Below are 22,823 nucleotides of genomic sequence, written 5' to 3' on the forward strand. Positions count from 1 at the left end.
TGGTTTTATTTTCCAAATAAGACTGCCACACTTTCATATCCATTATATTTTTTCTGCATATCCAATCAGACCTCCATTCTTCGCTCTGTCTTCTATCATTGCTTTAATTTCTTCATATGCCGCCGACTCTGTTTCATATTCACCAAGGAAATCGATACCAGATCATGAATCTTGTTATCTGACATACGAGTCTTTATGAAGATAACTCCCTGACCTTTTGGAATCTTTGTTTCCTTTGCTTCTTCCTGCTGCTGTTCATTGTTTATTTTTAAAATCTTGTGATCCATTATTAAATCTCCTATTCTGCGTTTGATTAGGAGAGTTTCGCGCGCTACACTCTCTGGTGTATTGGTCTTGCCTGACCATGTATAAATTGTAGCTGATAAAAGGGGATAAATTAACCGAGCGGTATTCGACATTCATAAGAAAAACCCCGAATGATATTCGGGGTTAGGATTGAAATTACTATGAAATTATTCGATATCTTCTTTTTTATGATTTGCATTTCCATAATGCCATCGGGTGTTCTTTGATATTTTCTAAAATACATGTATCTTCAAACAACAGTTCTGGTCTATATTCCTTATGTTCAAAAGCTTCCATATATTCCATCTCGGTTGAAGTCACCTGCATCAAATCAGATATATATTTTCTGGCACTGCTTTTTCTTTCCTCTAAATCAAAATTTTCCTTTTTACGAAGTGCCGGAAACAAATCACGCCTAATCTTTTGAAATGTAAGTCTGTCAATAGCTGATGTATCAAATGATTTGTTCACAGTTTCCTGAGAAATCGTATTATAGAAGATAATACACTTACGGAACAAATCTTCTTCATCTGAGTCAAATAACCCATAGTAGACCATGTTATTAAAATCATACAGATCTCTTGCTGCTGCCCGACTCATAAGTGCATTGGTTTTCGCTGCAAATATCTCCATTGGAGCAAGTGTATGTATTTCAAATTGATCCTCAAATACATCTGTTAGTATCTTGGTATGCACTGGTGCTAAGATATGGGATCTCAAGGAATAATTCAGTTCAATTTTGATATTATCCATATTTCCTGCAGCATTGCGATACTGATAATGAAATGCATCAAGGCTAAAGCTAAATCTGGATGCTGTAGATAATTGATATCCTTCAAAATTCATATATTCCTTAATTATAGTTGTTATCTGTTCTCTGGCTTCTGCCATTTCATCCTTTGTAGTATTCGGAATATAGTCCATATCAATATCAACCGATAATCTAGGCAGGTTAAAAATCACCATATTGATCGCCGTTCCGCCCTTTAGGACCAAATGTTCGTGTAAATATGGCTCTGTATTGAAATACTTTAGTATCTCCTTTAGCCTTAGCACTTTCTCGAATGTATCTCTTACAAAGCCATACTGCTGTGCCATCTTTCCAAGCTGAATCTTGTTATATTCTATCATCTTCTCCATATCCTCCGTTCTTTAAATAGTCCTCTGTATCTGAGACTATCATTTTCCATTTCACATTGTATACGCCCTGGTAAATATCCTTAGACAGATATCGCTTACTTTTTCCGATATGGGAAAGACATGTATTATAAAATACATCTGTTAATCCTGCTGTACTATATGTCTCCAGTAAATATCCTAATTTTTGGTACAGAAACTGATTCTGATACTCTTCAAGGTACTGACAGAGCTTTTGTTCATCCAACTTTCGAATGGAACGGATAAATGCAATGATTTCCTCTATTCCTGCTATCTTATCCATGTCCTTCACACTGTCTACCAGCGTTTTTTCCAGATTAGTCACACGAATTCCTCCACTGTACTGCACGGTTTCGACACCAGACTGCGTCTTCGCTGGAATATATTTATAGGTATATCCGTCAAATTCAAATTCTTGAAATCGTTTTTCAGATGAAACGTAAACATCATAATACACCTGATCCGACATTCCATGATATTCTATTGCTGTATGATGCGAAATGTATGCATTCTTTGTAATCATACAGGCTATCTGAAATCGGTTGGCTACTGGTGCTCCAGTTTCTCCGCTAATACAGGTATACAGGTTATTTCTGATTTTCATAATCAACTTCTGTTTCATCAGTCGCTTTAATGCAGACCTTGTGCTTTCCACATTATCATAATATTGATTCACATAATCTGCTGTGAAAACGGGTTCTTGTAATAATTCAAAATAGAGATTCATAGTATCACCTTATTTCTTCTATGATTCAGTTCATATTCGAACTGTCTCTTGCTATCTATAAACTATAATACTTCAATTTTTGTAGAAATGCAAGTTTATATTTTGCAAGTTTCAGTTTCTATTCAAACTTTTTTCATCAGAAAATAAACTTATTTTAAATATATCCATTCCTCACTACTTCCATACTACTTCTTCAAAAACAGTTTCATCATCTGCTCTAATCTATCTAATTCATCTAAACTACAGCCCGCAAGTATGTTGTTGTAAACGGCAAGTACTTTCCAGCAAAAAGTGGAAATTATTTTCCAGCGTTTTTTGGCAAATAAAATCCAGCACTTTTGCTTATAGCACTCCGTGGTTGATCCGCGGAGCATTTTTTAACTAAATGGAAGTTCCCTATCTGGAATGGCGTAAACGGGTGGGGTCATTTCTCCCGGAATACTCTCAAGATATCGGTCCACCTCTTCGTCATTATCATCCCAGCCATAATAAGCCATTGCAAACTTCCTTGCTTCCTCTGAATTCATTCCCTGGGTATGCTGACGGATATACTCTTCATCACGATAGGACGTCAAAAATTTTACCTGATAATCTATACTGTCATTAACAGCAACTGTGAAGTTGTATGCAGATACTGGTATGAGGTATTCCTTTTCGAGAGAAAATACCTCTGCTGGTATCTTTTGTGTTGTTCCATGTATTTTCTTATTTCCAGTTCTTTTTAGGTGTAAATCGTTGTTTTATCTGCTTCTGTTTTTCTAATTTTTAGTCAAATTAGAAAAAGGTATAGAATAAATTAATCTGGCACATCATACATCAGATTGTTTTATCCTATACCTTTTGTTATTATAGTCTGGTCACTAAAAATAAAAAGCAGGAACCTCCCCGACCAAAGTTTGGATTCCTGCTTTTGCAATACAGTCATGGACAAGTCCATAACTCTTTACTACACTATGATAACCCTAAAAGTTGAAGAATACAATCCTATAACTCCAGATTTTTACAATGACCTTATTTCTAAACTTCAATTTCACCGCTTGACTTGCCCTTGCGGACAAGCTGGCTGTCTTTCTATCCATGGCTATTATGATCGTTATGTAAAGGTCTTTGAAGATAAGCTCCGTTTTCGGATCTGCCGCGTGATCTGCGAATCCTGTGAACACACTCATGCACTTCTTTTATCATCGTTTGTGCCATACTCTCAGCACTCCTTAAGTGGTCAGGTTGACATCATATCTGCCTACGAAGCGCAGATGCCACAAACCTCCGTCATGGAAACCAACAACTCCATTACCGAAAGCAACTGCAGGATATCATCCGTCAGTATCTCCTTTATTGGAAGGAAAAGCTACTTTCAGAAAGGATTACGCTTTCCCCTTCTGACTCATTAGTTTCGCAGTGCTTTAAAACCTGTAAAAGACAATTCATGCAGATTAGAAGGATCTCTAATCTTCTTTTTGCAGATTCCATAACCTGACACGACATCCTTTCCAATTCTCCTTCAGATGAACGAATATCTCGAATGCGAGACAATAACTCCTCAAAATAGTTACCACCACCCAAATTCTTTAATCGCTCATCATCCATAGCAAATCCTTTTTTCATATACTCTTTTAAAATATCTGTTGCCCATATTCTAAACTGAGTTCCTCTAAAAGATTTTACTCTATATCCAACTGAGATAATTACATCTAAGTTATAGTAGTCAACCCGATATGTTTTTCCATCTGTAGCAGTGTAGGCAAATTTTGCCCAAACTCGTTCCTTAACCAATTCACCTTCCTTAAAAATGTTCCGTACATGCTTACCGATTACGCTATTATCTCGCTGAAATAATTCCGCCATTTGGTCTATTGAAAGCCATACGGTATCATTATCGAAGGTTACCTCAACTTTTGTAACTCCGTCTTCTGTTGTATACATTAAAACATTCGAATTTTGCATATTTATCCCCTTCTATCATTTCAACTAAATATGTATCCTTTTATCAAAACAGCAACTTCTGATTTGCCTTTTGGTTAAATTATAACACAAATCTTGAAAAGAGTGAAAAATAAGTCCACTAGAAGCATAATGCGCTTCCAGCGGACTTTTCATTTCATCAAACTTATTTTTCGATACTCTTCATCGTCGGGACTTTCTCCGACGCAGTTCTGAAACCACTCATATCCCTGAGCAACTCCCTACTTTGCTGTTTACAACCAAATAAAAAGCCTTGTTTACCTTTAAAATTAATTGCTTTCCGCATAAGTAGTTGTATTATTTGATGTATTTGATGTAAATCCCGATTGAGAGAATGGGTTCTTCAATCGGATTGCTTACTAAATTATAATCTTTATTATTGAACAAGTCAATCAGACCAAAAAAAGCAGCGTACCAATTTTCATTTTAAAGTACGCCACTTTTTCCTACGCTATTGAATTATTAAAATATTTATCCAGTCCATCAAACTCGGTTCTTTTTAGTTCCTTTGTTACATCAGTATAGATATTTAAGGTTGTTGTTATATCCTTATGTCCGAGTGTATCCTGAATAACTTTTATATTTACACCTGCTTCACACATTCTCGTTGTAAATGTATGTCTGAGCGAATGACAACTAAAATGCGGTAAAAGCACTTCTGGATTTTCTGTTTTCAAAAACTGCTCATCATTGCAATCACGGATAATGCGTCGGATTGCCTTATTCAAAGTCGATTGATGTTGTGGCTGTCCGAAACGATTGAGAAATATAAAATCTGTATATCCATCTATGGTTGCTTCGCAGTGAACCCCTAGCAGTTCTTGTCGTTGTTTTTCCATAACAAATGCTTCTTTAACAAAATCGAGCATCGGAACTTGTCTATTTCCGGCTTCTGTCTTTGGAGTATTCACATTGAAATAGCAGCCCTTTTTTCCTTCAGAAGTTCTGTGGTCATAATAAACCAACGTGTGATTAACATCTATAATTCCATCTTCCAAATCAATATCACACCATCTGAGTCCTGTAACTTCTCCAACTCTTAATCCCGTTCCAAGCATTACTGCAAACACTGGATACCAATACACTGCTGTATTAGAGTTCTTCAGATAATCCATAAACAATTCCTGTTCAGGTCGAGTAAGTCCCCTGCGTTTCTCTGTCTTGAAGCAATGAGCTTTTTTCAATTCCCTCAAAACATTATTTGTCGGATTGTTTCTGATATAGTTATCATCAACCGCCATATCAAATATCTGATGAAGAATGTTGTGGACACCATCAACTGTTGCAGGTTTCAATCCTCGCTCGTCAACCAGATAATTATAAAATCTCTTAATATCTGATTTCAAAAATGTTGAGACTCTCTTAGAACCGATTTGCCGACGTACAAAGGTTTCATAAATATATTTGTAATTCTCAAAAGTGTTGTTTTTCAATCCTCTCTTCAGGTCTTTCCATAACTCATATAAATCATCGAGTGTAACATATCGTGCTTCCGCTTTTATGCCATCACTTTTGTCTTTCTCAATCGCTTCCTCTTTAATCCTGAGTGCTTCAAGCGTTTTTGAATAGACATATCTTCTTTTATGGTTTTCATCAGTCCAACTGTACTGATAACTTCCATCACTTCTTTGAAGTTCTCCCGTGCGAAGAACTGTCCTTGTTTTATCTTTTCGTTTTGGTCTTGCCACGGCTGTTCCTCCTATATTTCATTCCTGCTATTTAAAAATTTCACAAATTTGTCGATGATGACATACACCTGATAACCGTCTGTCGTCATAAAATTGCAGTCTTTCCTTTTCATTAACTCTCGTATTTTTCCCCTTCCGATGCCTGTATAAGCGGCTGTTTCGTTTACCGACAAACATTTCTTTTTCCAAAATGGCTGCTCTTTTTTCTTTTCTATAAGGCTTTCCCGATAAGCAATCATTTCTTTATCTGCAAAATCCACATTCATCGTTCCACCTCCTAAATCTCATACATTTTTTCAATGTACTCATCAAACAATTCTCTCTTTATCATTCGGCGTTTTCCCACCCATAACACAAATGGACAGTCAGCAAACCTTGTCATTTCACGAAGTTTTTCTCTGCCAATGCCAGTATAGGCAGTAGCTTCATCAATGGTCAGATACGGCTTATGCCATATCGGTACTTCTAATCTTTCTTTTTTTACTGGATTACTCACAATAATACCTCCTCATATCGAATACTGTTTTTTTATAAATTCAACAAATTCTTCTCTCTTGATAAGTCGCTTTGAGCCATTCCATAAAACGAACGGACATCTTTCATTATCAGTAAGCTGTCTGATTTTCCTGCTTCCAACACCTGTATAAGCAGCGGCTTCATCAATTGTAAGCATTACTTTTTCCCAAAGTGGGACATTATAGATTGTTTCATCTTTTTCGTTGTTCATATGCTGTAACCTCCTTTGCGTGGTTACAGCATACTCAAAAATCCACACTGAGCCAACGATGCGAATTTGCTCATCGCATATTTGACTTTTCCATTAAATTGAATACTGATTTGCAATATATTCCTCAAAAATTTTTCGCTTTATCATTCGTCGGCTTCCTATCCAAAGTACAAACGGGCAATCTTGCTTTTCCGTCATTTCATAAAGTTTTCCTGTTCCAATATTGGAATATATAGATGCTTCTTCAATCGACAAATTAGGCTTATGCCAAAGCGGCACATTATAACTCTGCTTCTTTATACTGCTATTAGACATTCTTGCACCTCTTTTCTTTCTTTGACGAATATCTGTCGGTAACAACATAATCCCAACCATCCCCATCACACTTATCACATCTGTCTTTTCGCTTTGCAAATGGGTCGAGTCGCCTTACGATATAATCTGGATTGTGAATGTAATCATTCAGGCACTTCGGACATAGACAGCGAATATTTTCTTTCCCCTCCGGCTTGTAAACCCAAAGTCCAAAAGTCTTTTTCAAAGTTGCATTTATCTGTCTGAAAAGTTTATCGTCATCTACCGTACCTATGTAGTCACGCAAATCCTCTCTATTGACTGTCCGTATCTGCTCCAGAAGAACCATTGACGGTTTCTTCAGCCCAAACTCCTCGCCGAGAATAATGTGCGATGGCAAATATCTTTTCTTGATTACACTTGTAACTGCCGTAACAATAATCGTCGGAGCATTCTGGTTATAATCGTCCGCCTGAACGACAAGCACCGGACGCTCTCCGCTTTGTACTGAACCACTGTTATCTCCAAAGTCATAGTAGAATAAATCCCCACGACAAATCATTTTTTCTTTCATATACATAACCTCACAAGAATCTAATTTTTAAAGTGTCATTCGTATCCGGAATGAAATAACCCCTTCACTCATTTGGACAAAGGGTACTGAAATGCACACCCAAAATCAGAGATTTTCATAAAATTTGATAAAGTTTTTCTTTGCCGCTGCAATGGACTTATCCACGGAGCTGTAATATACTCCCTCCTGCTTTGCAATCGCTCTGGAACTCAGACCGCAGCATACATTCTTCATAAGACGTTCCCTTTGAAGTGGCTGTAACATTGAAAGTGCTATTCTTGCTTTCCTGATTTCACACTGACGCAATTCTTCTCTTTCCAGTTCAACTCTTTCTTCCTCTGCTCTTTCAAATGGGTCATCAAACATAATGGCAAGTTCTTTATGGAATTGTGAGGACATTTCATCGTCATATCCATAGCAGTCAAGTGTGCGACTGCTTCTCTTTGCATACTTGTCCTCATTTCGGTTTGCATCGTCAATTACCTCTCCCTGTGCAATGGAAAGATGAACAAACGGAGAATATCTTTCTATAACAAGGGGATACTTCTCCCACAGCTCTTTTACAGACAATTCCGTAATAATCGCCCATCTTTCATCTCCGGTATAACCGCTATATTCGTATTTAAGGTTTATCAGTTTACAATCCTTTGCAAATAATTCTTCTTGTTCTGTTAATGTAAGTTTGTTTGTCATTTTCGTAATCTCCTTTGAATTTTCTAAAATTGCTTTTTTATATAGAAAATTCGGAGATTACGGGTACTCAGCTATCTGACACTGCCATGCGTTATAAAACATAAAAGTCCTTTCCCAAGTAAGGGAAAAGACCTAATACTGCACGAAGCATAATCGAATAAAACAGCAACAAAAAAAGCACCGTCGAATCTGGACAGCAAAGAATACTTCTATTCTTCACTTATCCGGCTTCGTACGGTGCTTGGTAGTTTAGCAAATAAATTGCTTATCTCCGCTTACTCGATTAGAAATCGTTTCGATATTTACTTGTAATCTTCATCGCCTGCAATTCCTGCCATATCCGTTCCTACGGATTCTTCGGAAGTAAGCGAGATTTAAGATGTGGACATTCTTGCATTTCTGACACTTCACACTCAAATGTCCGGTTGCGTCTGAAAAAACTCTCTGTATCCTGAATCCACAAATCGGGCAGAGAATATCACGTTCTTTCAGGTTTTCTGCTTCTACTCTTGACAGAAGCAATCTCTTTTGTATTTCAGGTGCTACCTGAGTCTGTAACCTCATTGCGAAACACCTCCCAGATTTAACTCATTGGAAATGTACTCAAGGATATTGTGATACTCAAATAGTCCCATATCTCTCAATCTGATAACCAAGGCTGTATAAGATACTCCGATATAAGCTGCCATTCTGCGGATAACTGCTTTATCCTTTGAAGTAATGGTATTATCGCCATAAACTTTTATCGCATTTGACTGATTATATTTCGCCAAGGCATTTTCAATAATTCTTCTCGGCATAAGAAGCGAAGCTCCCATTGTATCTGCCTGCCACTCAACAGACGCAAACATCTGAGCCAGTTCCTCTTTGGAATAACTACGCTCACTGTCATACTCTGCATGAAAGCGTCCTTCACTCGGCATTGCATACATCTTACTCAAGATATGATGTGACGCTTCGTGTGCCATTGTAAACCTGCGACGTCCCTGCTCTTTTTCAGCAAGAAGAAATTTATCAAGTACGATGGTATCTTTCGGGAAAACAAAGGGAATAATTTTTCCGTCCTGATGTACCAGCAGTGGTGTTGCTCCATCTGCCAGAAAACCAATCCTGCCTGCATCATCTTCTGCGAAAGAAGCGTATTCAATTCGTAACATAAGAAATTCTGTAATGAAATGTTCTATGTCGATGGATTGAATCACTCGATTGCTAAACTTATTAGCATAAGCTGTTATCAAGCCTTCGCTGATTTCTTCCAACTCGGCTCTTGACATATAAATACTCAAGTTGTGTCCACCTCCGACTCCACCTTGTCCGGCGGTGCAACTCCTCCGGCAAAGTTCTGTTGTATTTCCGCACTATCCAAATTGATTAGATAGCGAATTCCTTCAAGTGTTCTCATTCGTCTGTCCTCTGTTATAGTTCTTTGATGATGTGACAAGCCACACCCTGAATGCAGCACTCATCTACAATGATGTCTTTCATCTTCTTATTTTCCGGGTGGAGAATGATTTTCTTATTCTCATCATCTCGGAAGTAGCGTTTCAATGTATTCTGATTATCCACAAGGGCAACTACTATATCGCCCTCATTGGCTTCTACCTGCTTTTTGACAACCACAAGGTCGCCATCATCAATCCCTGCTTCAATCATAGACTGACCGCTTGCTCTTAATATAAAGAAATCTCCTTTGCCGAAAATAGCAGTAGGAAGTGATACATATTCTTCAATATTTTCTTCCTCATACTGAGGACTGCCACAAGGAATAGAACCTACAATCGGTGTCTGTGTCTGTTCGCCACTGTACTTACGGGTCACATTGGTGCGAATCTCCTGCCCGTTGTACTCAATCATATTATTCTCAGCCATCTCTACCAAGTATTTATATGCTGTACCTCTGGCAATGCCAACCGCTTCAGCAATCTTTGTAGTCGATGGGGATTGTCTGTTTTGCAGGTAATAATCCTCGATATACTTTTTTATCTCACTCATAAGTTCAGGACTCTTGCTTCTCATACCTGCACCTCGCTTTCTTTTCTATCGAAAGCAGTTTGCTTTCGATACTTCAATTATACTCAATCCACCAAAAATATCAATAGGTTTTTTGGCAAAAAGAAAGAGGTGTCGCAAATTGCTAACACCTCAAAATTTCTTTGCTTGCACTGAAATCATTAACTCCAATGGCTTACTATTTTTCTCTATTCTCATCTTTTCTTATACAATACAAGTTCCGGATTTTTACCGTCTTCTTCATAAGTGCAAATAAGAATAAAATCCATATCTGCAACAACGCCGAAACATCTATCGCCGCCGTATTCACATTCAAGCTGATTGCCAAGATATGTCTTTGCCTCATTCAAAAACTTAACCGCTTGCCCATTCGGAAGCTGGTACTCAAGATTTACATACTTTCCGACAAGTGCATTCAGTTTCTCCACCTTTGGCATTCCGTCAACATTCAATTCGTTAATTTCATTGATTAACTTTTTCTTGAATTCTTCAAACTGACCGTTATCACTAAGCTCATCATATTTCTTCCAGTAATCCAAAGTAGGAAGCAGCTCTTTCATATAAGAACGGGCTTGTTCCTCCGTGAAATTCTCGCTTACCATATTCTTAACACAAACTTCAATCAAATCGTCCATATCATTGTAAGTATATGTTCCATCGGCATAACACCACTTACAATAGTCCTCGTTGAAAGAACCGTCGTGATTGTGTCCGATAATATCATCATCTTCAAGCGGCATTCCGCAGCATTGACAAATAAGCTTTCTCGGTGAGCCTAAAAGTGTATTTATGGAAACATCTAATACTTTTGACAGCAATTTCAATGTTTCCGTATTCGGAACTGTTTCTCCGTTTTCCCAACGTGAAACTGCCTGACGACTTACAAAAACTTTTTCTGCAAGCTCATCCTGCGACATTCCCTTTTGAGTGCGAAGTTCAAGTATAACCTGTTTTGTATCCATTATGCAGTACCTCCCTTACACCTTTATTATAGTCTCACGCATTATCTCAAACAAGCAACTCGCAGTTGCTGTCCTTATTACTCAGCTTTTTCTTCACGGCTAACCAAATTTCACAATGATAGTTTGGGTCGGTTGTATCCGCAAACGGATAAACTTCAAACTCCACGCCCTCAGCATATTCATACTGCGAGCTTTGCGGGAAGATTCTGCCGTTTCTTGACATCGTATGCTTTGGAGTATTAAATTTCCTGTTCTTTGTTTCCTTTTTCCTGCATACCCTCATCGGCTTGTGCAATCATCTGTCTGTACTGTTCTTTTACACTTTCCGGTGCAAGTATCTGTACCTTGCCATTAAAGCCAAACACCCACCCGAAAAAGGTCGGACTGGCTGATACTTCGGTCTGTACCCTGAAAGAAGTCATATCATACGCAAGGGTTGTCACATCTTCTCCGAAACGGTCAACCATTGTTTTCATCAAGCTGTTATCACATCGTAAATCCACAAGGACTTTTTCGCCTGAAAACATAAAGAAAACTTCCTTTGTGTAATTCTCAATATCAAAATCATCAGGCATAGGAATAATATCTTTATCCAATATCTCCGGCTTGGAAGCAATACGGTCTACCCTGAAATTGATAACCTTGCTTTTCTTCTCAGAATATCCGAGAACATAATAATAGTCCCCACACCAGAGAAGTTTATACGGACTCAGCTTATATACCTCGCCCTTATTCTTCAGAACCTTTTTCTTTAATCCGGTATAATCATAATACTGGAAAGAAATCTGTTTACCTGCGTTGATGGCGTCATTTATAGCGTCGATGATGTAATATATCTGCTCATTATCCGGCTTAATTCGATTGACCACATAGTTATTACGCTTCAACTTTGCCACCTGCCCCGGGCTGGTCATCGTATGTATCTTCTCAATCAGAGTTTCGCTTTTCTTCTTTGTAATGAACTTCGATGACTCCACTGCATCTATCAGCAGTTTCAATTCCGGCAATTCAAACTTGCGGCTGGCTACAAAGTATTTGCTCTGAGTAGAGTGGATAGTAACAATGTCCATTCCAAACTCCTGAAGTGCTGCAATGTCTTTTGTGACCGTCGTTCTATGTGCAGATATTCCGTATTCATCATTCAATATATTGATTAGCTGCGTCGTCGAAAGCGGATGTTCCTCGTCCGTTCGTTCCTCTAATATTTTCTTTAAGTATAATATTCTTGGCTTTGTTTCCATTGTTTGTCCTTTCCAAGTTATTACTCATATAGTCCTTTGAAAATTTCTCCTTGAATCTCGCTGATTTGTTCAATCGGGATAACTGTTTCATCCTGCATAATCAGTTTGCGTTCAAATTCATCAATCTTTTTTACTACGCCGGAATGCGTGAGATATGCTCCTCCGGATTTTTTATCATCAGGCACGAAATACGTTATTGATACTTCCTGCTCTGTGCCGATATTATCTCTAATCATATTTAATTGGTCATTCAGTCTCATAATGACCTCATCACTCAACTCTAAACGTTCATCCGTCAGTCTTGCGGTTTCTTTAATGGCTGCGTCGTGTCCTGTAAGTGCCGCAAAAGGAGCAAACTGTGCTGCTCTGTCGTGAAGTGACATACGAGGATGCTTCTTCGATGTCGGATTCGGCAGATTGATTATATCGTCATAGGAATGTTCATCCATCTGTTACAGCACCTCCTTTGCTCGACAAACTGGAATTGTCTAAAATAGTAAAGCCGTACCGCTTACTATTTTTTCTTTTACTGCTGAAACAGTATCTTTGATTGAATGCGTAGTTGTATCTATAACATTTAATTCATAGATTCCTAAATTGGAAAATTGCTTCCACATTGTTTCAACTAATTCAATATTTGTTTCTCTGTCTAACTTTGAGCGTTCGATAGCTCGCTTCATAGTTTCTTCTTTACTTGCCCTTAAAACGATATAGTGTACTTCATAATGCTCTTGAACAATGTTGAGCCACGGCTCTAAAAACCACGGTCCTACAATACCATCTACAATTACATCATATCCACCACGAGCATATCGCTTCGCAGCTTCTAAAAACGCTTCAATGACAATCAAATTTTGCTCATTTGATTCTGGCAAATGCGGTGGTATTGCCCCTTTACTCAAATAATGATAAAAGTCATCTGTGTGCATATGCACAGACTTTTCCAAATCTGATTCTTTTGCAACAGCAGATGCCGTTGTAGTTTTTCCTGTCCCCGGCGCACCTGTGATTACAATAATTCTACCTTGATTCATCTATATTTTACCTCCACAACTTCCGATTTTTCGTTCTCTGCGACTTCCCAATAAACGGGAATTTGACTTGCCTATTTTCTTAAAATTTCATGTGGAGCTTCTATTTCATTTGCCAAGGTATGCTCTGTTAATTCTGACATCAATTTCAATTTTTTATTAATCAATGGTCGCATACAATTAGGAACATGTTCCTGATGCGCTCTGTGGATTGCTACACATTCCTTACAGTTTCCGTGATAACGACAGGATTTCAGGCAAGGACAGTGATCTTTGTCTTTATACTCCTTACGAAATTCCGCTGCAAATTCTTCTTGCAGTCTCAACCCCTCGACACGGTTTCCCTTATGAAATTCTACCATTGCATCCAGTTCTTTCTGGTTCCCTTCAATCTTCATGTTATTATAGCGCCTCCATTTCAACTATTCCTCATTTTCTGATAAATTCCTGTTATACAAACTGGAATTTCTATTTGTGTTGCCATGTCATTACATAATCTTTTTCTCCGGTAGCCTCATCTAAGCCACTATGCTGAATCTCAAATCCTTCTCTCTTATAAAAAGATATTGCCCGTGCGTTCTTTTGGTATACGTTCAAGTACAACTTATTCCTTTTATCCTTTGCATAATTCAGCAGAATTTTACCTATACCCTGCGATTGCATTTCACCAGAAACAAAAATGCCCTCAACATATTCATCATTTAACCCTAGGGTTAAACTTAACTACTATTTTTTCTTTGCGATATAAAATACATAACTGTAATAATCTACTACTAATCTAAAATAAAGCGATTATAAGCTATCCTTTTTCCTGTGTTTGTTTTAAAGTTTTCATCTATACACTTTTTTATCTTTTCCTGTTCTTTTTCTTTATCAATAACCGTTAAATTTTCAAGCAAATCAGCTTCCCATTGTATTTGAAAATCAAGTCCATCAATTTTAGATGGAGTATGATGGTTGCCTATTATAAAGCATATTCTATCAATATTTTTGTTATAGCCTACCTTTTTTAATATTTCTTTCGCTACTTCTGGTCCTTCCTTTTCTTGATAGACACCATCAATAGAACCGTATTTTTTTTGTGCTTCAACCGCACCAATATCATGTAGTATAGCAATAATACTGATGAATTCTTTTTCTTCCTCTCCGATATTTTCTCCTTTCATTATATCTTCTGCATTTTTCAAAACTTTGAGAGTGTGCTCTATGCCAAAAGGAATTTCTTTGAATACTTCTTTCATCTCTATAATAATTTTTTCTTTAAACATAAATTACCTCCATTTATACCTTATAGGTGTTTTAGTTCTATCTATCCACTTTTTTGTTCGCCGATACAATCAGCATCATGGGACGGCGCATTTCATCCTGCATCCCCGGAATATCCATCATGTATTCCGGCGGCTGCGGCTCCACAATATGATTTATTATAAAACCATTTGAAAGCAGTGTATTTAGATATGTGGTCAGTGTTCTATGAAATTTTGTAACCTTTTCTCCCAAAAACACAGCTGTTCGTTTGCCCTCATAATAATAATTATCCACCGGAAAATGCAGTATTTCTCCTTTTTCGTTATAATACCAGTCTTGTGTTCCATAGGCAGTAAAAACAGGATGTTCAACCGTAAAAACTAGCTTACCACCAGACTTCAGTATTCTATATATCTTTTTTACTAAAATCTCATAATCTGCTACATAGTGAAACGCAAGTGAACTTAATATTACATCAAAACTCTCCTCTGGGAATTCCACATCTTCTATAGCACAGCATTTATATTCAACCTGTGGAAAATGTGTTTTTTCTTTGGCTACCTCGAGCATTTTATGAGAAATATCAACACCTACAACAGAAGACGCTCCGTGTTCCATCGCATAAATACAGTGCCATCCATAGCCGCATCCTAAATCAAGCACACGCTTATCTTTAAAATCCGGCAGCAGCTTTCTCAATGTTTCCCATTCTCCTGCACCGGCTAGTCCCTGCTGTGAGCGACTCATTTGACTGTATTTTTGAAAAAATATATCATCATCATATTTGTTTTCTTTTCCATATTCTACATAATTCAACCTCTTTCACCTCGCTGTAAACTTCCGATTTGTTTAAGCCTTATGACCGCCGATTTGCTCGTTTCGGTCTTTGGCGGTTGCACCTTCTTCAAGGTTCATTCCCTTCAACACAGCATTCTTGCCAAACTTCTTTTTGATACTCAGCATTGCTTCTTGCATACGCCTTTCCCGTTCTAATTTTTCTTCTTCCTCCGCCTGCTTCTTCCTCTGTGCTTCGTAATCGGTAAAGAGGTCGAGCTGCTGGTATTCATCTTCCTGCTTGACGGATTTTTCATCAACAAGTTTATTCGCTGTGATTGTTATTCTGCGTACAAGCAAATGCTCGTCAACTATCCTGTCATACAAGTCCATCACGGCGTTGGTAATCAATCGAGTAGAGGAAGTCTTTTTCTCAAGATTCGCTGTTCCGTGTGCGTGCTTTGGAACTTTGCGTCCATATCGGTCAATCGTAACCTCGCCTTTGTATTGATATTGATATTTTAAGTTCGGATTACTTAAATTCTCAATATCATAGCCGATTGTCAACACAAGCTGGTCAGTTACAAGTCCTTTATCCACCAAATCAAGCACCATTTGGTCGGTCATTTCTTTTACAATCAACTTTGCCTTTTCGTAATCATATGGACAGTGCAACACCTGACCGGAAGATACACTGTTTGTTTCCGGCTTATATGCTTTGACCTGTTCCATTGTGCAAGGCTCATATCCCCAAGCGTGGTCTATGAGCAGTTCCGCATTGATACCGAACAGCTTGTACAGCAATTCCTCGTTATACAGTTCATTCGGCTTTCCGATAGAACATCTTGCAATATCGCCCATTGTATAAAGTCCGTGTTCCTCTAACTTCTTCGCATAACCATTTCCGACTCTCCAGAAATCGGTTATCGGGCGATGACTCCACAATTTCCGGCGATATGACATTTCATCAAGTTCAGCAATTCGCACACCGTCCTTATCCAGCTCAATATGCTTTGCCACAATATCCATCGCAATCTTACACAAGTACATATTCGTGCCGATTCCGGCTGTTGCTGTGATTCCAGTCGTTTTCAAAACATCCTGTATCATCGTCATGGTAAGTTCCCTTGCGGTCATCTGATAGGTATTCAGATACTTTGTTGCATCTATAAATACTTCATCAATCGAGTACGGGAAAATATCTTCCGGAGCAATGTATTTCAAGTAAACACTGTAAATCTTGGTACTGTACTCCAGATAGTATGCCATACGAGGTGGTGCAACGATATAATCAATCTCTAATGCCGGATTCGCATTTAATTCTGTACTGTCATCAGACGAACCCTCAAATGTATGATTTGGTGCTTTCCACCTTCGTGTATTATTAACTTCTTTTACCTTTTGCACGACCTCAAACAAGCGTGGTCTGCCGGGTATCCCATAACTTTTCAATGACGGAGATACCGCAAGGCAGATTGTTTTCTCTGTCCTGCTCTTATCTGCAACCACAAGATTTGTTGTCAATGGGTCACGATTTCGTTCTTTACACTCCACAGAAGCATAGAATGATTTAAGGTCGATTGCGATATAGGTCTTTTGCTTTGTCATCATTCTATGCCCCCTTCTAAATATTTCTTCGAGTAAATTATGTTATCGTTGCAATATAAAGATTGTCCTTGTCTACTAATAACTGTACCGGATTATTATTTAGTCGATTTACAGTATCAATATTATCAATAAACGGACGGACAAAGTTACTCTGTCGTTCAATCAACTGCCGCATCTGTTTACGAATTTTTTCTGTTCCTATGTCGCCAAGCTTTTCCCCTGCTGCAATGAGCGTTTCATCAGCCTGCGTATCTCCAACAACTGGTATCCGCTCTACAAGCTTGCCGACTGCTTTCGTTGTCTTTGATAATCCTTTCAGCAAAGAGGATTGTATGGAAGTAGAAGAATATCCAGATATTTCTTCATAGCACTGCGTATAAAGTTCTCTGTATTTCATCGAATAATCATCCAATTTTTCTGAAATACCGGACAAATACTCTTTGTCATAATTTCCCACAAGCATTACATCTAGGAATGAGGAGAATGCAAGTGTATATAATGCAAGCTGGTAATCTTTAAATTGGTCTTGTACCGCTTGCAACTGCTTGTTTACCGTCTGGTCACTATGAATCAAAGATTTCTTATTTACTTTGGCAATTATCTGTTCACGGTAAAATACTATCTTTGCTTCTGCTTCTTTTTTTTTGGCAAGCACCATTGTATGATTGCTATTCTTATACATTTCATTATTCCAGTTATACTTGTAATTATTGAACACGTCATACAGAAATGTAAGATTTCCTTTTAATTCAGCCTTTTCCTTCTGAACAAGAAAATCCATCATTTCCTGCTGCATTTCTTTTATAGAATCCAGTTTTTTATCAATATTCGCAAGTGCAGCCGCCATAAATAGCATTGTTGGGTCAAAAGCAAGCGGCATCATCTGAGCCTGTCCTCCGCCAACCAAACCTGCTGAGGTTTTCAGAGAACCGATAAAATTGCCCGTTTCCTTCATCTGAAACATTGTTTTTCCGGCTGTATTAACATAGTACAATCCACTTCCACCAGCTCCGGTTACTGCGGTTTGCACAGCAGTTGTCAATGGTTGAAACGCTGTTCCCATAGCTGTCAATCTTGTTACTGGTAATTTTGTGTAATTGGAAACACCAACTTTTGTTTCCTCTAACAGCGGACACAACGATGCATCGTTCATCATTGCCATTATCTCATTGTCTTTCCCATTATCCATTTTTACAATCTCGCCCATATTCATACCTCTTTTCGGTCTGTTATTTTAGTTTCATAACAGACCTTGTAAATTTTGCGAATATCCTGCCCATAATTAGGAACAGTCAAAATATCTTTGTACTATATCATCTAACCGCCTCTTTATTTCTGCAAATTCACAGTCCAAATCCAGTGTTTTTACTGATATTTGATTTCCACCCATTTTATAATCATTATTTGGCAACACAATCTCATCCGTTTTGGCATATAATAACATTCCAGCAACATTACCGGAGTTGCTTGTATCAAGATTTTTCACATAAGTAAATATCTGATACAAATTTCCAGAATGTAGCGTATTTGTATTGTACTGACTTTGCGTGGTATGAGCATAGTATTTTGCATCAATTACCAAAGTTTTATCTCCGCTTTTAAGCATAATATCGCTTTGCATAACAGGGAGCATTTCTCTGTAATCATCGTCAGTATCCCAAGGAATTTGAGACGCTGACGCCCGAATTTCAGGGTGTTCCTTACGGTAGTATTCAAGAATGAACTTCTCATAAAGCCTGCACATACGCTGCTCATCAAGGAAGTCCATTAACTTTGTGCTTCCGTCAGAAGTTGTTTGAAGCAAGCCTTTGAGTATCAGATAACAAATCGAAATCAACATCTGATAGGTTTGATTATTCTTATTAAATTGAAGCTTCCAATTTATGCTCTCACGATTCAAAGGTTCGACTTCTGCAAAATAAATGAGGAGTTTACGAAGTTGCTTTTTTCTATCCTTGCTGATATTGCTTCTTACGAGCGTGTCCATTGTTGTTCGGATAATTCTATTCATATATGAATTGACCGAAAACTCATCATAGTTGCAGACAAGGCGTTTTCTCAGCATAGTTTGCTCTTTTACCGAAGCAGAAATATCAATTTTACCCCTTAATGAAGATAATTCCTCCGTTTGAACAATATACTCTTTGCCCAATCCTCGTTTTAGCTGAGAAGAAACACCTTTTATCAATATGGCAGCACATAGTTCGGCTGCATTTTCAAATTCTTCGGTAGCAACCTGCTTATAGCCATCTTCGTTGAGAACCTGAAACGCATAGGAAAGCATATAGTATATGTTCTGTATGCGAATCATTTAATTGCACTCCTTAAAGTAGCAGACCAATCTCTAACTTTTGTCGGCTCGTCAAACCAATATTCTTTGATAAGCGGTATTACTTCATATTCCACAACGGATTTGAGCCATTCATCAGTAATTTCTCCATCGGTACAGAAATAGCTGTGACCGATTCTGAAACCATCTCCCAATGACTCATCAGCAGAAATAGTGTTATTCAATGACTCGACAGCAGTTATTAGGCTTTCTAATTTTGGAGAATTCTTTTCCGCCAAATAGTTCTTGAAGCCTTCCGAAGGAAACGCTGGTGCGAAATCAAAGAAAGCAAATCTTCTTCTCAACGCATAATCCATTAATGCAAGGCTTCTGTCAGCGGTGTTCATCATACCTATAATTCTGACATTCTGAGGTACAGTAAACCATTCATTAGAATAAAGCAGTTTGATTTTTTCGCCACGTTTATCTTTCTCGATTAACATCATAAGTTCACCGAGAATTTTGCTCAAATTACCACGGTTGATTTCATCAATAATAAAGAAATAGGGGCGTTCATTATCTTCTTCCGCTTCTTTGCAAAACTTATAGAATGTCCCGTTTTCAAGTTCAAAGCCGTCTTTTGACGGTCTGTATCCTTGAATGAAATCTTCGTAAGAGTAGCTTTGATGAAACTGTACCATTGCTACACGGCTGGTGTCTTTCTGTCCCATAATAGAGTAAGCAAGCCTCTTTGCTGCAAAAGTCTTACCTACGCCGGGTGCGCCTTGCAGAATAACATTGTATTTTGCTTCAAGCAATTCCGTAAGCGTGTTATATGTATCCTCATCCATATAGACTTCATTCAGGAAATCATCTTTTGAATACAACGGATACTTGATTTCCTTTTGTTCCGATACTTCCTCAGAAGTATCTTCCGCAAACAGAGCAAGCAGCTTTTGAACATAATCGGGATAAGCCGATATGTTGGTGAGCGTTTTCATAACTGCCTGACCGGGATGTTCCCATTCGCCCTTGTTTTGCCAGTCAACTTTTCTAATGTGCTTGTATGTGCTTCTTGAGGTATCATAGATATAATCGGAAGTTACAATGCCTTTTCCGATGATTTTATGCATTCCTTTTTTGACGAAAATCACATCGCCGACTTTAATTTCATTTGCAAACTGCCAAAGGCAATGAGCGTTGTTTTTGTAGGAGTAACTTGGGTCGTAAACCTTTTTCATATACTCTTTGATTTCCTCTTTTGAAGAAAATCCTTTAAGGTCTGTAACATCGTCCCAACCGATACCCATTATGCCGGATTTATAGAACTCGTCCCACATTGAAGCGTTGTCACCGGGAGAGTAAATCCAATAATTCGTTTCTTTTATATTTGAATCAACTGTGGTTGTTGTGGTTTCTTCTGTTTTGCCCGATTTGTTGCTTTTCCAAGCATAATAAGACAGTTCAGGGAAACTGTGATACTCATATTCTTTCTGATTAAGAGCGTTCTTTGCCTGCTCGCACATAAACAAATAGTTTCTTCCGTCGGGTAATCCTTTATTTATATCAGAGAATATGGTCGTGAAATAATGGGGCATATTGTCCACATCCGTAATAAAGGCTCTGTTGGTAGAGTCCAAATTGATGAATGTATATGGTCTTTATAATGGTCTCATAAATTAAGACACTTTCCCAGACAGATTTTAATGAATCTGATATACTAAAATCAGTATGAAAGAAAGGATTCATTGCTATGTCCAGACAAAGAAGAAACTTTAGTGCCAAATTTAAATCAGACCTTGTGATTGAGTTACTTAAGGGAGAGAAAGATCTCAATACCCTTGCAACTGAAAATAATATTCAACCCAACTTACTCCGTAACTGGAAGAAAGAATTCCTAAACAACGCTTCTGCAGCATTTGACGACAAGCGAGAGGAAAACCTCAAAGATAAGCTTGCAGAAGAACGCAAAGAGAAGTCGGAGTATGCCAAAAAGGTTGGTCAGTTAACCATGCAGGTTGACTGGCTCAAAAAAAAATCTGAAGAAATTTGTGGACCTGACTACGAGAGTAAGTTTAGTCCAAAACCTTTTGACGACTAAAGAATTACCTGCTTCTGTCGGGGCAAAGCTCCTGGATATCAACCGCACCAGCATTTATTACAAAGGAACGCCTGTATCAGAGGAAGAACTGGCTTGTAAAGAGATCATTGATCACCTTCACACAGATAATCCGACCTGGGGTGCCAGGCAGATGTCAGCACAGTTGAAGCTTCGTGGTTATCATGTTGGTCGCCGGAAAGCACGCCGCTACATGAGCGAAATGGACATTCATCCAATCTACCCAAAGATGAACCTTTCGAAGCGGATGCAGCAAGCTAAGGTATTCCCTTATCTTCTCCGCAATGCTGTCATAGACAAGCCTAATCAGGCTTGGTCGATTGACATTACATATATTCCCATCCGGCATGGATTTTTGTACCTGACTGCTGTAATCGACTGGTACAGCCGCTGTATTGTCGGCTGGGAAGTCGATGATACACTTGATACCCGAATGGTTGTCAATGCCTTGAAAAAGGCTTTTAAGGTTGCAAAGCCACAAATTTTAAATTCCGATCAAGGATGTCAGTTTACAAGTCAACAATATATTGAATTCTTAAAGAAAAATGGAATTCGCCAAAGCATGGATGGGAAAAGCCGTTGGGCTGACAACATCATGATTGAACGCTGGTTTCGTAGCTTCAAATATGAAGAAGCGTACCTTACACAATATAACAATATCAAAGAAGCCAGAGCCGCTATCGGACGATATATTTTCACTTATAATTTTGAAAGATGTCATTCTGCCCTTGACTATCAAAAACCGGCTGAATGCTACTACCCGGCAATGCTACTGCCCTATGTAGCTTGATGCATATATGGATCTGGGGGGTGTTCCACTGCCTTCCCCATACTCCTTGTCACTTATCCACCATATCAGTTCATTATAAAAATCTTAGATTTTTGTCTTGACAACTGAGCCACTATACTTGCCCAATAAAGTCCCATCGTAATATTCCACTTAATCATTTTCTGCTTTGTAACTGTGTCATAGGCAGCAATGAAAGCATTTTTATTATCTGTGGAGGCTTCATCGGAATATGCTATTGCTTTTTCAAGCAAATCCCAAAGGTTATCTATGTCGTGTTCTCCACGATTTTCTTTATACGCAAAGAACCACGCACTTAAATTCATTACTACCGGAATACCGTCAAACTCTGTCGGCACAGCAGCCTTAATCGAAAATTGCTTTGCGAATTGTTCCAACAAAGCAATACGATTTGCATTTGTTATGCCCTTATTAAACGAGCCGAAAACGGTAAACGGGCAGATGTCCTCATATACTTCTTTTCCTCTTTCCTTAAACGGAAAATTCATTCCGGCATCGGCAAAGATAGTTTTGAGTTTAGCAATCAAGTCACTTCTATTGTTTTTGTAAGAAAGTAGGGCAGAAGCCAACTCCATATAAAATTCTGTCCATTGAAATCTCTTGTCCATATTCATTCTCCATCAA

At 38.2% G+C, this 22,823-nt stretch carries 29 protein-coding genes and 2 pseudogenes; 3 read left to right on the forward strand and 28 right to left on the reverse strand.

Annotated elements, in window-relative coordinates; genetic code table 11:
* Positions 1 to 95: 95 nt before the first annotated feature.
* The 4 genes from KNL20_RS14800 to KNL20_RS14815 all read right to left on the reverse strand — a co-directional run bounded on the left by KNL20_RS14800 (position 96) and on the right by KNL20_RS14815 (position 2,766).
* Positions 96 to 287 (reverse strand): hypothetical protein, encoded by a 192-nt coding sequence (locus KNL20_RS14800; RefSeq protein WP_230398496.1) that lies wholly within the window; start codon positions 285 to 287, stop codon positions 96 to 98.
* 205 nt (positions 288 to 492) lie between these two features.
* On the reverse strand, positions 493 to 1,437 hold the full coding sequence (locus KNL20_RS14805; RefSeq protein ID WP_230398497.1) for a nucleotidyl transferase AbiEii/AbiGii toxin family protein: 945 nt from the start codon (positions 1,435 to 1,437) through the stop codon (positions 493 to 495).
* Positions 1,424 to 2,191: a type IV toxin-antitoxin system AbiEi family antitoxin domain-containing protein gene (locus tag KNL20_RS14810; RefSeq protein WP_230398498.1), complete on the reverse strand. Its 768-nt coding sequence runs from the start codon at positions 2,189 to 2,191 to the stop codon at positions 1,424 to 1,426. The genes KNL20_RS14805 and KNL20_RS14810 overlap by 14 nt, the downstream gene beginning before the upstream one ends.
* A gap of 377 nt (positions 2,192 to 2,568) precedes the next feature.
* Positions 2,569 to 2,766 carry a hypothetical protein gene (locus KNL20_RS14815; protein WP_230398499.1) on the reverse strand — a complete coding sequence of 66 codons (198 nt, stop codon included), beginning with the start codon at positions 2,764 to 2,766 and terminating at the stop codon, positions 2,569 to 2,571.
* A gap of 378 nt (positions 2,767 to 3,144) precedes the next feature.
* Between KNL20_RS14815 and KNL20_RS16400 the strand changes: the two genes are divergently transcribed.
* The gene (locus tag KNL20_RS16400) at positions 3,145 to 3,582 is read left to right on the forward strand and encodes a DUF6431 domain-containing protein (protein WP_408637515.1); all 438 of its coding nucleotides are present in this window, start codon (positions 3,145 to 3,147) and stop codon (positions 3,580 to 3,582) included.
* Between the two features lie 109 nt (positions 3,583 to 3,691).
* On the opposite strand, the pseudogene KNL20_RS14820 reads toward KNL20_RS16400, so the two are convergent.
* From KNL20_RS14820 to KNL20_RS14930, 23 genes and pseudogenes are all read right to left on the reverse strand, one after another.
* Positions 3,692 to 4,135, reverse strand: a pseudogene (locus KNL20_RS14820) (virulence RhuM family protein); the annotation flags it as partial.
* A 464-nt stretch (positions 4,136 to 4,599) separates the two neighbouring features.
* Positions 4,600 to 5,841, reverse strand: coding sequence for a tyrosine-type recombinase/integrase (locus tag KNL20_RS14825; protein ID WP_117886564.1), 1,242 nt, complete (start codon positions 5,839 to 5,841; stop codon positions 4,600 to 4,602).
* Positions 5,842 to 5,852: 11 nt separating this feature from the next.
* On the reverse strand, positions 5,853 to 6,107 hold the full coding sequence (locus KNL20_RS14830; protein ID WP_230398501.1) for an excisionase: 255 nt from the start codon (positions 6,105 to 6,107) through the stop codon (positions 5,853 to 5,855).
* Positions 6,108 to 6,118: 11 nt separating this feature from the next.
* The gene (locus KNL20_RS14835) at positions 6,119 to 6,337 is read right to left on the reverse strand and encodes an excisionase (protein WP_022146406.1); all 219 of its coding nucleotides are present in this window, start codon (positions 6,335 to 6,337) and stop codon (positions 6,119 to 6,121) included.
* Positions 6,338 to 6,349: 12 nt separating this feature from the next.
* Positions 6,350 to 6,568, reverse strand: a complete 219-nt coding sequence (locus KNL20_RS14840) for an excisionase (protein WP_022146405.1) — start codon at positions 6,566 to 6,568, stop codon at positions 6,350 to 6,352.
* A 93-nt stretch (positions 6,569 to 6,661) separates the two neighbouring features.
* A complete protein-coding gene (locus KNL20_RS14845) occupies positions 6,662 to 6,883 on the reverse strand; it encodes an excisionase (protein WP_230398502.1) in 222 nt (73 codons plus the stop codon).
* The gene (locus tag KNL20_RS14850; protein WP_230398503.1) at positions 6,876 to 7,436 is read right to left on the reverse strand and encodes a type II toxin-antitoxin system PemK/MazF family toxin; all 561 of its coding nucleotides are present in this window, start codon (positions 7,434 to 7,436) and stop codon (positions 6,876 to 6,878) included. The genes KNL20_RS14845 and KNL20_RS14850 overlap by 8 nt, the downstream gene beginning before the upstream one ends.
* A 105-nt stretch (positions 7,437 to 7,541) precedes the next feature.
* On the reverse strand, positions 7,542 to 8,129 hold the full coding sequence (locus KNL20_RS14855; protein WP_230398504.1) for a sigma-70 family RNA polymerase sigma factor: 588 nt from the start codon (positions 8,127 to 8,129) through the stop codon (positions 7,542 to 7,544).
* 315 nt (positions 8,130 to 8,444) lie between these two features.
* Complete coding sequence (locus KNL20_RS14860; RefSeq protein ID WP_130179694.1) at positions 8,445 to 8,693, reverse strand: hypothetical protein; 249 nt, start codon at positions 8,691 to 8,693, stop codon at positions 8,445 to 8,447.
* A complete protein-coding gene (locus tag KNL20_RS14865) occupies positions 8,690 to 9,415 on the reverse strand; it encodes an ImmA/IrrE family metallo-endopeptidase (RefSeq protein WP_230398505.1) in 726 nt (241 codons plus the stop codon). Before KNL20_RS14865 ends, KNL20_RS14860 begins: the two co-directional genes overlap by 4 nt.
* A gap of 130 nt (positions 9,416 to 9,545) precedes the next feature.
* A complete protein-coding gene (gene lexA, locus KNL20_RS14870; RefSeq protein WP_331468217.1) occupies positions 9,546 to 10,121 on the reverse strand; it encodes a transcriptional repressor LexA in 576 nt (191 codons plus the stop codon).
* A gap of 212 nt (positions 10,122 to 10,333) precedes the next feature.
* Positions 10,334 to 11,101: a zinc ribbon domain-containing protein gene (locus KNL20_RS14875; RefSeq protein WP_230398507.1), complete on the reverse strand. Its 768-nt coding sequence runs from the start codon at positions 11,099 to 11,101 to the stop codon at positions 10,334 to 10,336.
* 239 nt (positions 11,102 to 11,340) lie between these two features.
* Positions 11,341 to 12,342 carry a helix-turn-helix transcriptional regulator gene (locus KNL20_RS14880; RefSeq protein WP_230398508.1) on the reverse strand — a complete coding sequence of 334 codons (1,002 nt, stop codon included), beginning with the start codon at positions 12,340 to 12,342 and terminating at the stop codon, positions 11,341 to 11,343.
* Between the two features lie 20 nt (positions 12,343 to 12,362).
* Entirely contained in the window at positions 12,363 to 12,791 is a 429-nt protein-coding gene (locus tag KNL20_RS14885; protein WP_132381058.1) for a hypothetical protein, read from the reverse strand.
* A 39-nt stretch (positions 12,792 to 12,830) separates the two neighbouring features.
* The gene (locus KNL20_RS14890; protein WP_039121379.1) at positions 12,831 to 13,376 is read right to left on the reverse strand and encodes an AAA family ATPase; all 546 of its coding nucleotides are present in this window, start codon (positions 13,374 to 13,376) and stop codon (positions 12,831 to 12,833) included.
* Between the two features lie 71 nt (positions 13,377 to 13,447).
* Positions 13,448 to 13,771: an LPS biosynthesis protein gene (locus KNL20_RS14895; RefSeq protein ID WP_132381054.1), complete on the reverse strand. Its 324-nt coding sequence runs from the start codon at positions 13,769 to 13,771 to the stop codon at positions 13,448 to 13,450.
* Positions 13,772 to 13,841: 70 nt separating this feature from the next.
* Positions 13,842 to 14,063, reverse strand: a pseudogene (locus KNL20_RS14900) (GNAT family N-acetyltransferase); the annotation flags it as partial.
* 83 nt (positions 14,064 to 14,146) lie between these two features.
* On the reverse strand, positions 14,147 to 14,641 hold the full coding sequence (locus KNL20_RS14905; protein ID WP_230398509.1) for an HD domain-containing protein: 495 nt from the start codon (positions 14,639 to 14,641) through the stop codon (positions 14,147 to 14,149).
* 37 nt (positions 14,642 to 14,678) lie between these two features.
* Positions 14,679 to 15,368 carry a class I SAM-dependent methyltransferase gene (locus tag KNL20_RS14910; RefSeq protein ID WP_044912397.1) on the reverse strand — a complete coding sequence of 230 codons (690 nt, stop codon included), beginning with the start codon at positions 15,366 to 15,368 and terminating at the stop codon, positions 14,679 to 14,681.
* Between the two features lie 102 nt (positions 15,369 to 15,470).
* Positions 15,471 to 17,003 (reverse strand): Y-family DNA polymerase, encoded by a 1,533-nt coding sequence (locus KNL20_RS14915; RefSeq protein ID WP_230400129.1) that lies wholly within the window; start codon positions 17,001 to 17,003, stop codon positions 15,471 to 15,473.
* Between the two features lie 37 nt (positions 17,004 to 17,040).
* On the reverse strand, positions 17,041 to 18,210 hold the full coding sequence (locus KNL20_RS14920; RefSeq protein WP_230398510.1) for a hypothetical protein: 1,170 nt from the start codon (positions 18,208 to 18,210) through the stop codon (positions 17,041 to 17,043).
* 75 nt (positions 18,211 to 18,285) lie between these two features.
* Entirely contained in the window at positions 18,286 to 19,314 is a 1,029-nt protein-coding gene (gene mcrC / locus KNL20_RS14925; RefSeq protein WP_230398511.1) for a 5-methylcytosine-specific restriction endonuclease system specificity protein McrC, read from the reverse strand.
* Positions 19,311 to 20,870: an AAA family ATPase gene (locus tag KNL20_RS14930; protein ID WP_230398512.1), complete on the reverse strand. Its 1,560-nt coding sequence runs from the start codon at positions 20,868 to 20,870 to the stop codon at positions 19,311 to 19,313. The genes mcrC and KNL20_RS14930 overlap by 4 nt, the downstream gene beginning before the upstream one ends.
* A gap of 155 nt (positions 20,871 to 21,025) precedes the next feature.
* Here KNL20_RS14930 and KNL20_RS14935 point away from each other — a divergent pair, with 155 nt between their 5' ends.
* Positions 21,026 to 21,373 (forward strand): transposase, encoded by a 348-nt coding sequence (locus KNL20_RS14935; RefSeq protein ID WP_230397403.1) that lies wholly within the window; start codon positions 21,026 to 21,028, stop codon positions 21,371 to 21,373.
* Positions 21,363 to 22,181: an IS3 family transposase gene (locus KNL20_RS14940; RefSeq protein WP_230397402.1), complete on the forward strand. Its 819-nt coding sequence runs from the start codon at positions 21,363 to 21,365 to the stop codon at positions 22,179 to 22,181. The genes KNL20_RS14935 and KNL20_RS14940 overlap by 11 nt, the downstream gene beginning before the upstream one ends.
* 65 nt (positions 22,182 to 22,246) lie before the next feature.
* Here the strand turns inward: KNL20_RS14940 and KNL20_RS14945 are convergent, their stop codons facing one another.
* Positions 22,247 to 22,807, reverse strand: coding sequence for a hypothetical protein (locus KNL20_RS14945; protein WP_230398513.1), 561 nt, complete (start codon positions 22,805 to 22,807; stop codon positions 22,247 to 22,249).
* Between the last annotated feature and the right edge of the window lie 16 nt (positions 22,808 to 22,823).

The sequence above is a fragment of the Novisyntrophococcus fermenticellae genome (assembly GCF_018866245.1).
Classification (GTDB): Bacteria; Bacillota; Clostridia; order Lachnospirales; family Lachnospiraceae; genus Novisyntrophococcus; species Novisyntrophococcus fermenticellae.

Coding starts and splice junctions, on each gene's coding strand:
- KNL20_RS14800 (WP_230398496.1), bottom strand. CDS start 287: ATGGATCACAAGATTTTAAAAATAAACAATGAACAGCAGCAGGAAGAA.
- KNL20_RS14805 (WP_230398497.1), bottom strand. CDS start 1,437: ATGATAGAATATAACAAGATTCAGCTTGGAAAGATGGCACAGCAGTAT.
- KNL20_RS14810 (WP_230398498.1), bottom strand. CDS start 2,191: ATGAATCTCTATTTTGAATTATTACAAGAACCCGTTTTCACAGCAGAT.
- KNL20_RS16400 (WP_408637515.1), top strand. CDS start 3,145: ATGATAACCCTAAAAGTTGAAGAATACAATCCTATAACTCCAGATTTT.
- KNL20_RS14830 (WP_230398501.1), bottom strand. CDS start 6,107: ATGAATGTGGATTTTGCAGATAAAGAAATGATTGCTTATCGGGAAAGC.
- KNL20_RS14840 (WP_022146405.1), bottom strand. CDS start 6,568: ATGAACAACGAAAAAGATGAAACAATCTATAATGTCCCACTTTGGGAA.
- KNL20_RS14845 (WP_230398502.1), bottom strand. CDS start 6,883: ATGTCTAATAGCAGTATAAAGAAGCAGAGTTATAATGTGCCGCTTTGG.
- KNL20_RS14850 (WP_230398503.1), bottom strand. CDS start 7,436: ATGAAAGAAAAAATGATTTGTCGTGGGGATTTATTCTACTATGACTTT.
- KNL20_RS14855 (WP_230398504.1), bottom strand. CDS start 8,129: ATGACAAACAAACTTACATTAACAGAACAAGAAGAATTATTTGCAAAG.
- KNL20_RS14860 (WP_130179694.1), bottom strand. CDS start 8,693: ATGAGGTTACAGACTCAGGTAGCACCTGAAATACAAAAGAGATTGCTT.
- lexA (WP_331468217.1), bottom strand. CDS start 10,121: ATGAGTGAGATAAAAAAGTATATCGAGGATTATTACCTGCAAAACAGA.
- KNL20_RS14875 (WP_230398507.1), bottom strand. CDS start 11,101: ATGGATACAAAACAGGTTATACTTGAACTTCGCACTCAAAAGGGAATG.
- KNL20_RS14880 (WP_230398508.1), bottom strand. CDS start 12,342: ATGGAAACAAAGCCAAGAATATTATACTTAAAGAAAATATTAGAGGAA.
- KNL20_RS14885 (WP_132381058.1), bottom strand. CDS start 12,791: ATGGATGAACATTCCTATGACGATATAATCAATCTGCCGAATCCGACA.
- KNL20_RS14890 (WP_039121379.1), bottom strand. CDS start 13,376: ATGAATCAAGGTAGAATTATTGTAATCACAGGTGCGCCGGGGACAGGA.
- KNL20_RS14895 (WP_132381054.1), bottom strand. CDS start 13,771: ATGAAGATTGAAGGGAACCAGAAAGAACTGGATGCAATGGTAGAATTT.
- KNL20_RS14905 (WP_230398509.1), bottom strand. CDS start 14,641: ATGTTTAAAGAAAAAATTATTATAGAGATGAAAGAAGTATTCAAAGAA.
- KNL20_RS14910 (WP_044912397.1), bottom strand. CDS start 15,368: ATGAGTCGCTCACAGCAGGGACTAGCCGGTGCAGGAGAATGGGAAACA.
- KNL20_RS14915 (WP_230400129.1), bottom strand. CDS start 17,003: ATGACAAAGCAAAAGACCTATATCGCAATCGACCTTAAATCATTCTAT.
- KNL20_RS14920 (WP_230398510.1), bottom strand. CDS start 18,210: ATGGGCGAGATTGTAAAAATGGATAATGGGAAAGACAATGAGATAATG.
- mcrC (WP_230398511.1), bottom strand. CDS start 19,314: ATGATTCGCATACAGAACATATACTATATGCTTTCCTATGCGTTTCAG.
- KNL20_RS14930 (WP_230398512.1), bottom strand. CDS start 20,870: ATGCCCCATTATTTCACGACCATATTCTCTGATATAAATAAAGGATTA.
- KNL20_RS14935 (WP_230397403.1), top strand. CDS start 21,026: ATGTCCAGACAAAGAAGAAACTTTAGTGCCAAATTTAAATCAGACCTT.
- KNL20_RS14945 (WP_230398513.1), bottom strand. CDS start 22,807: ATGGACAAGAGATTTCAATGGACAGAATTTTATATGGAGTTGGCTTCT.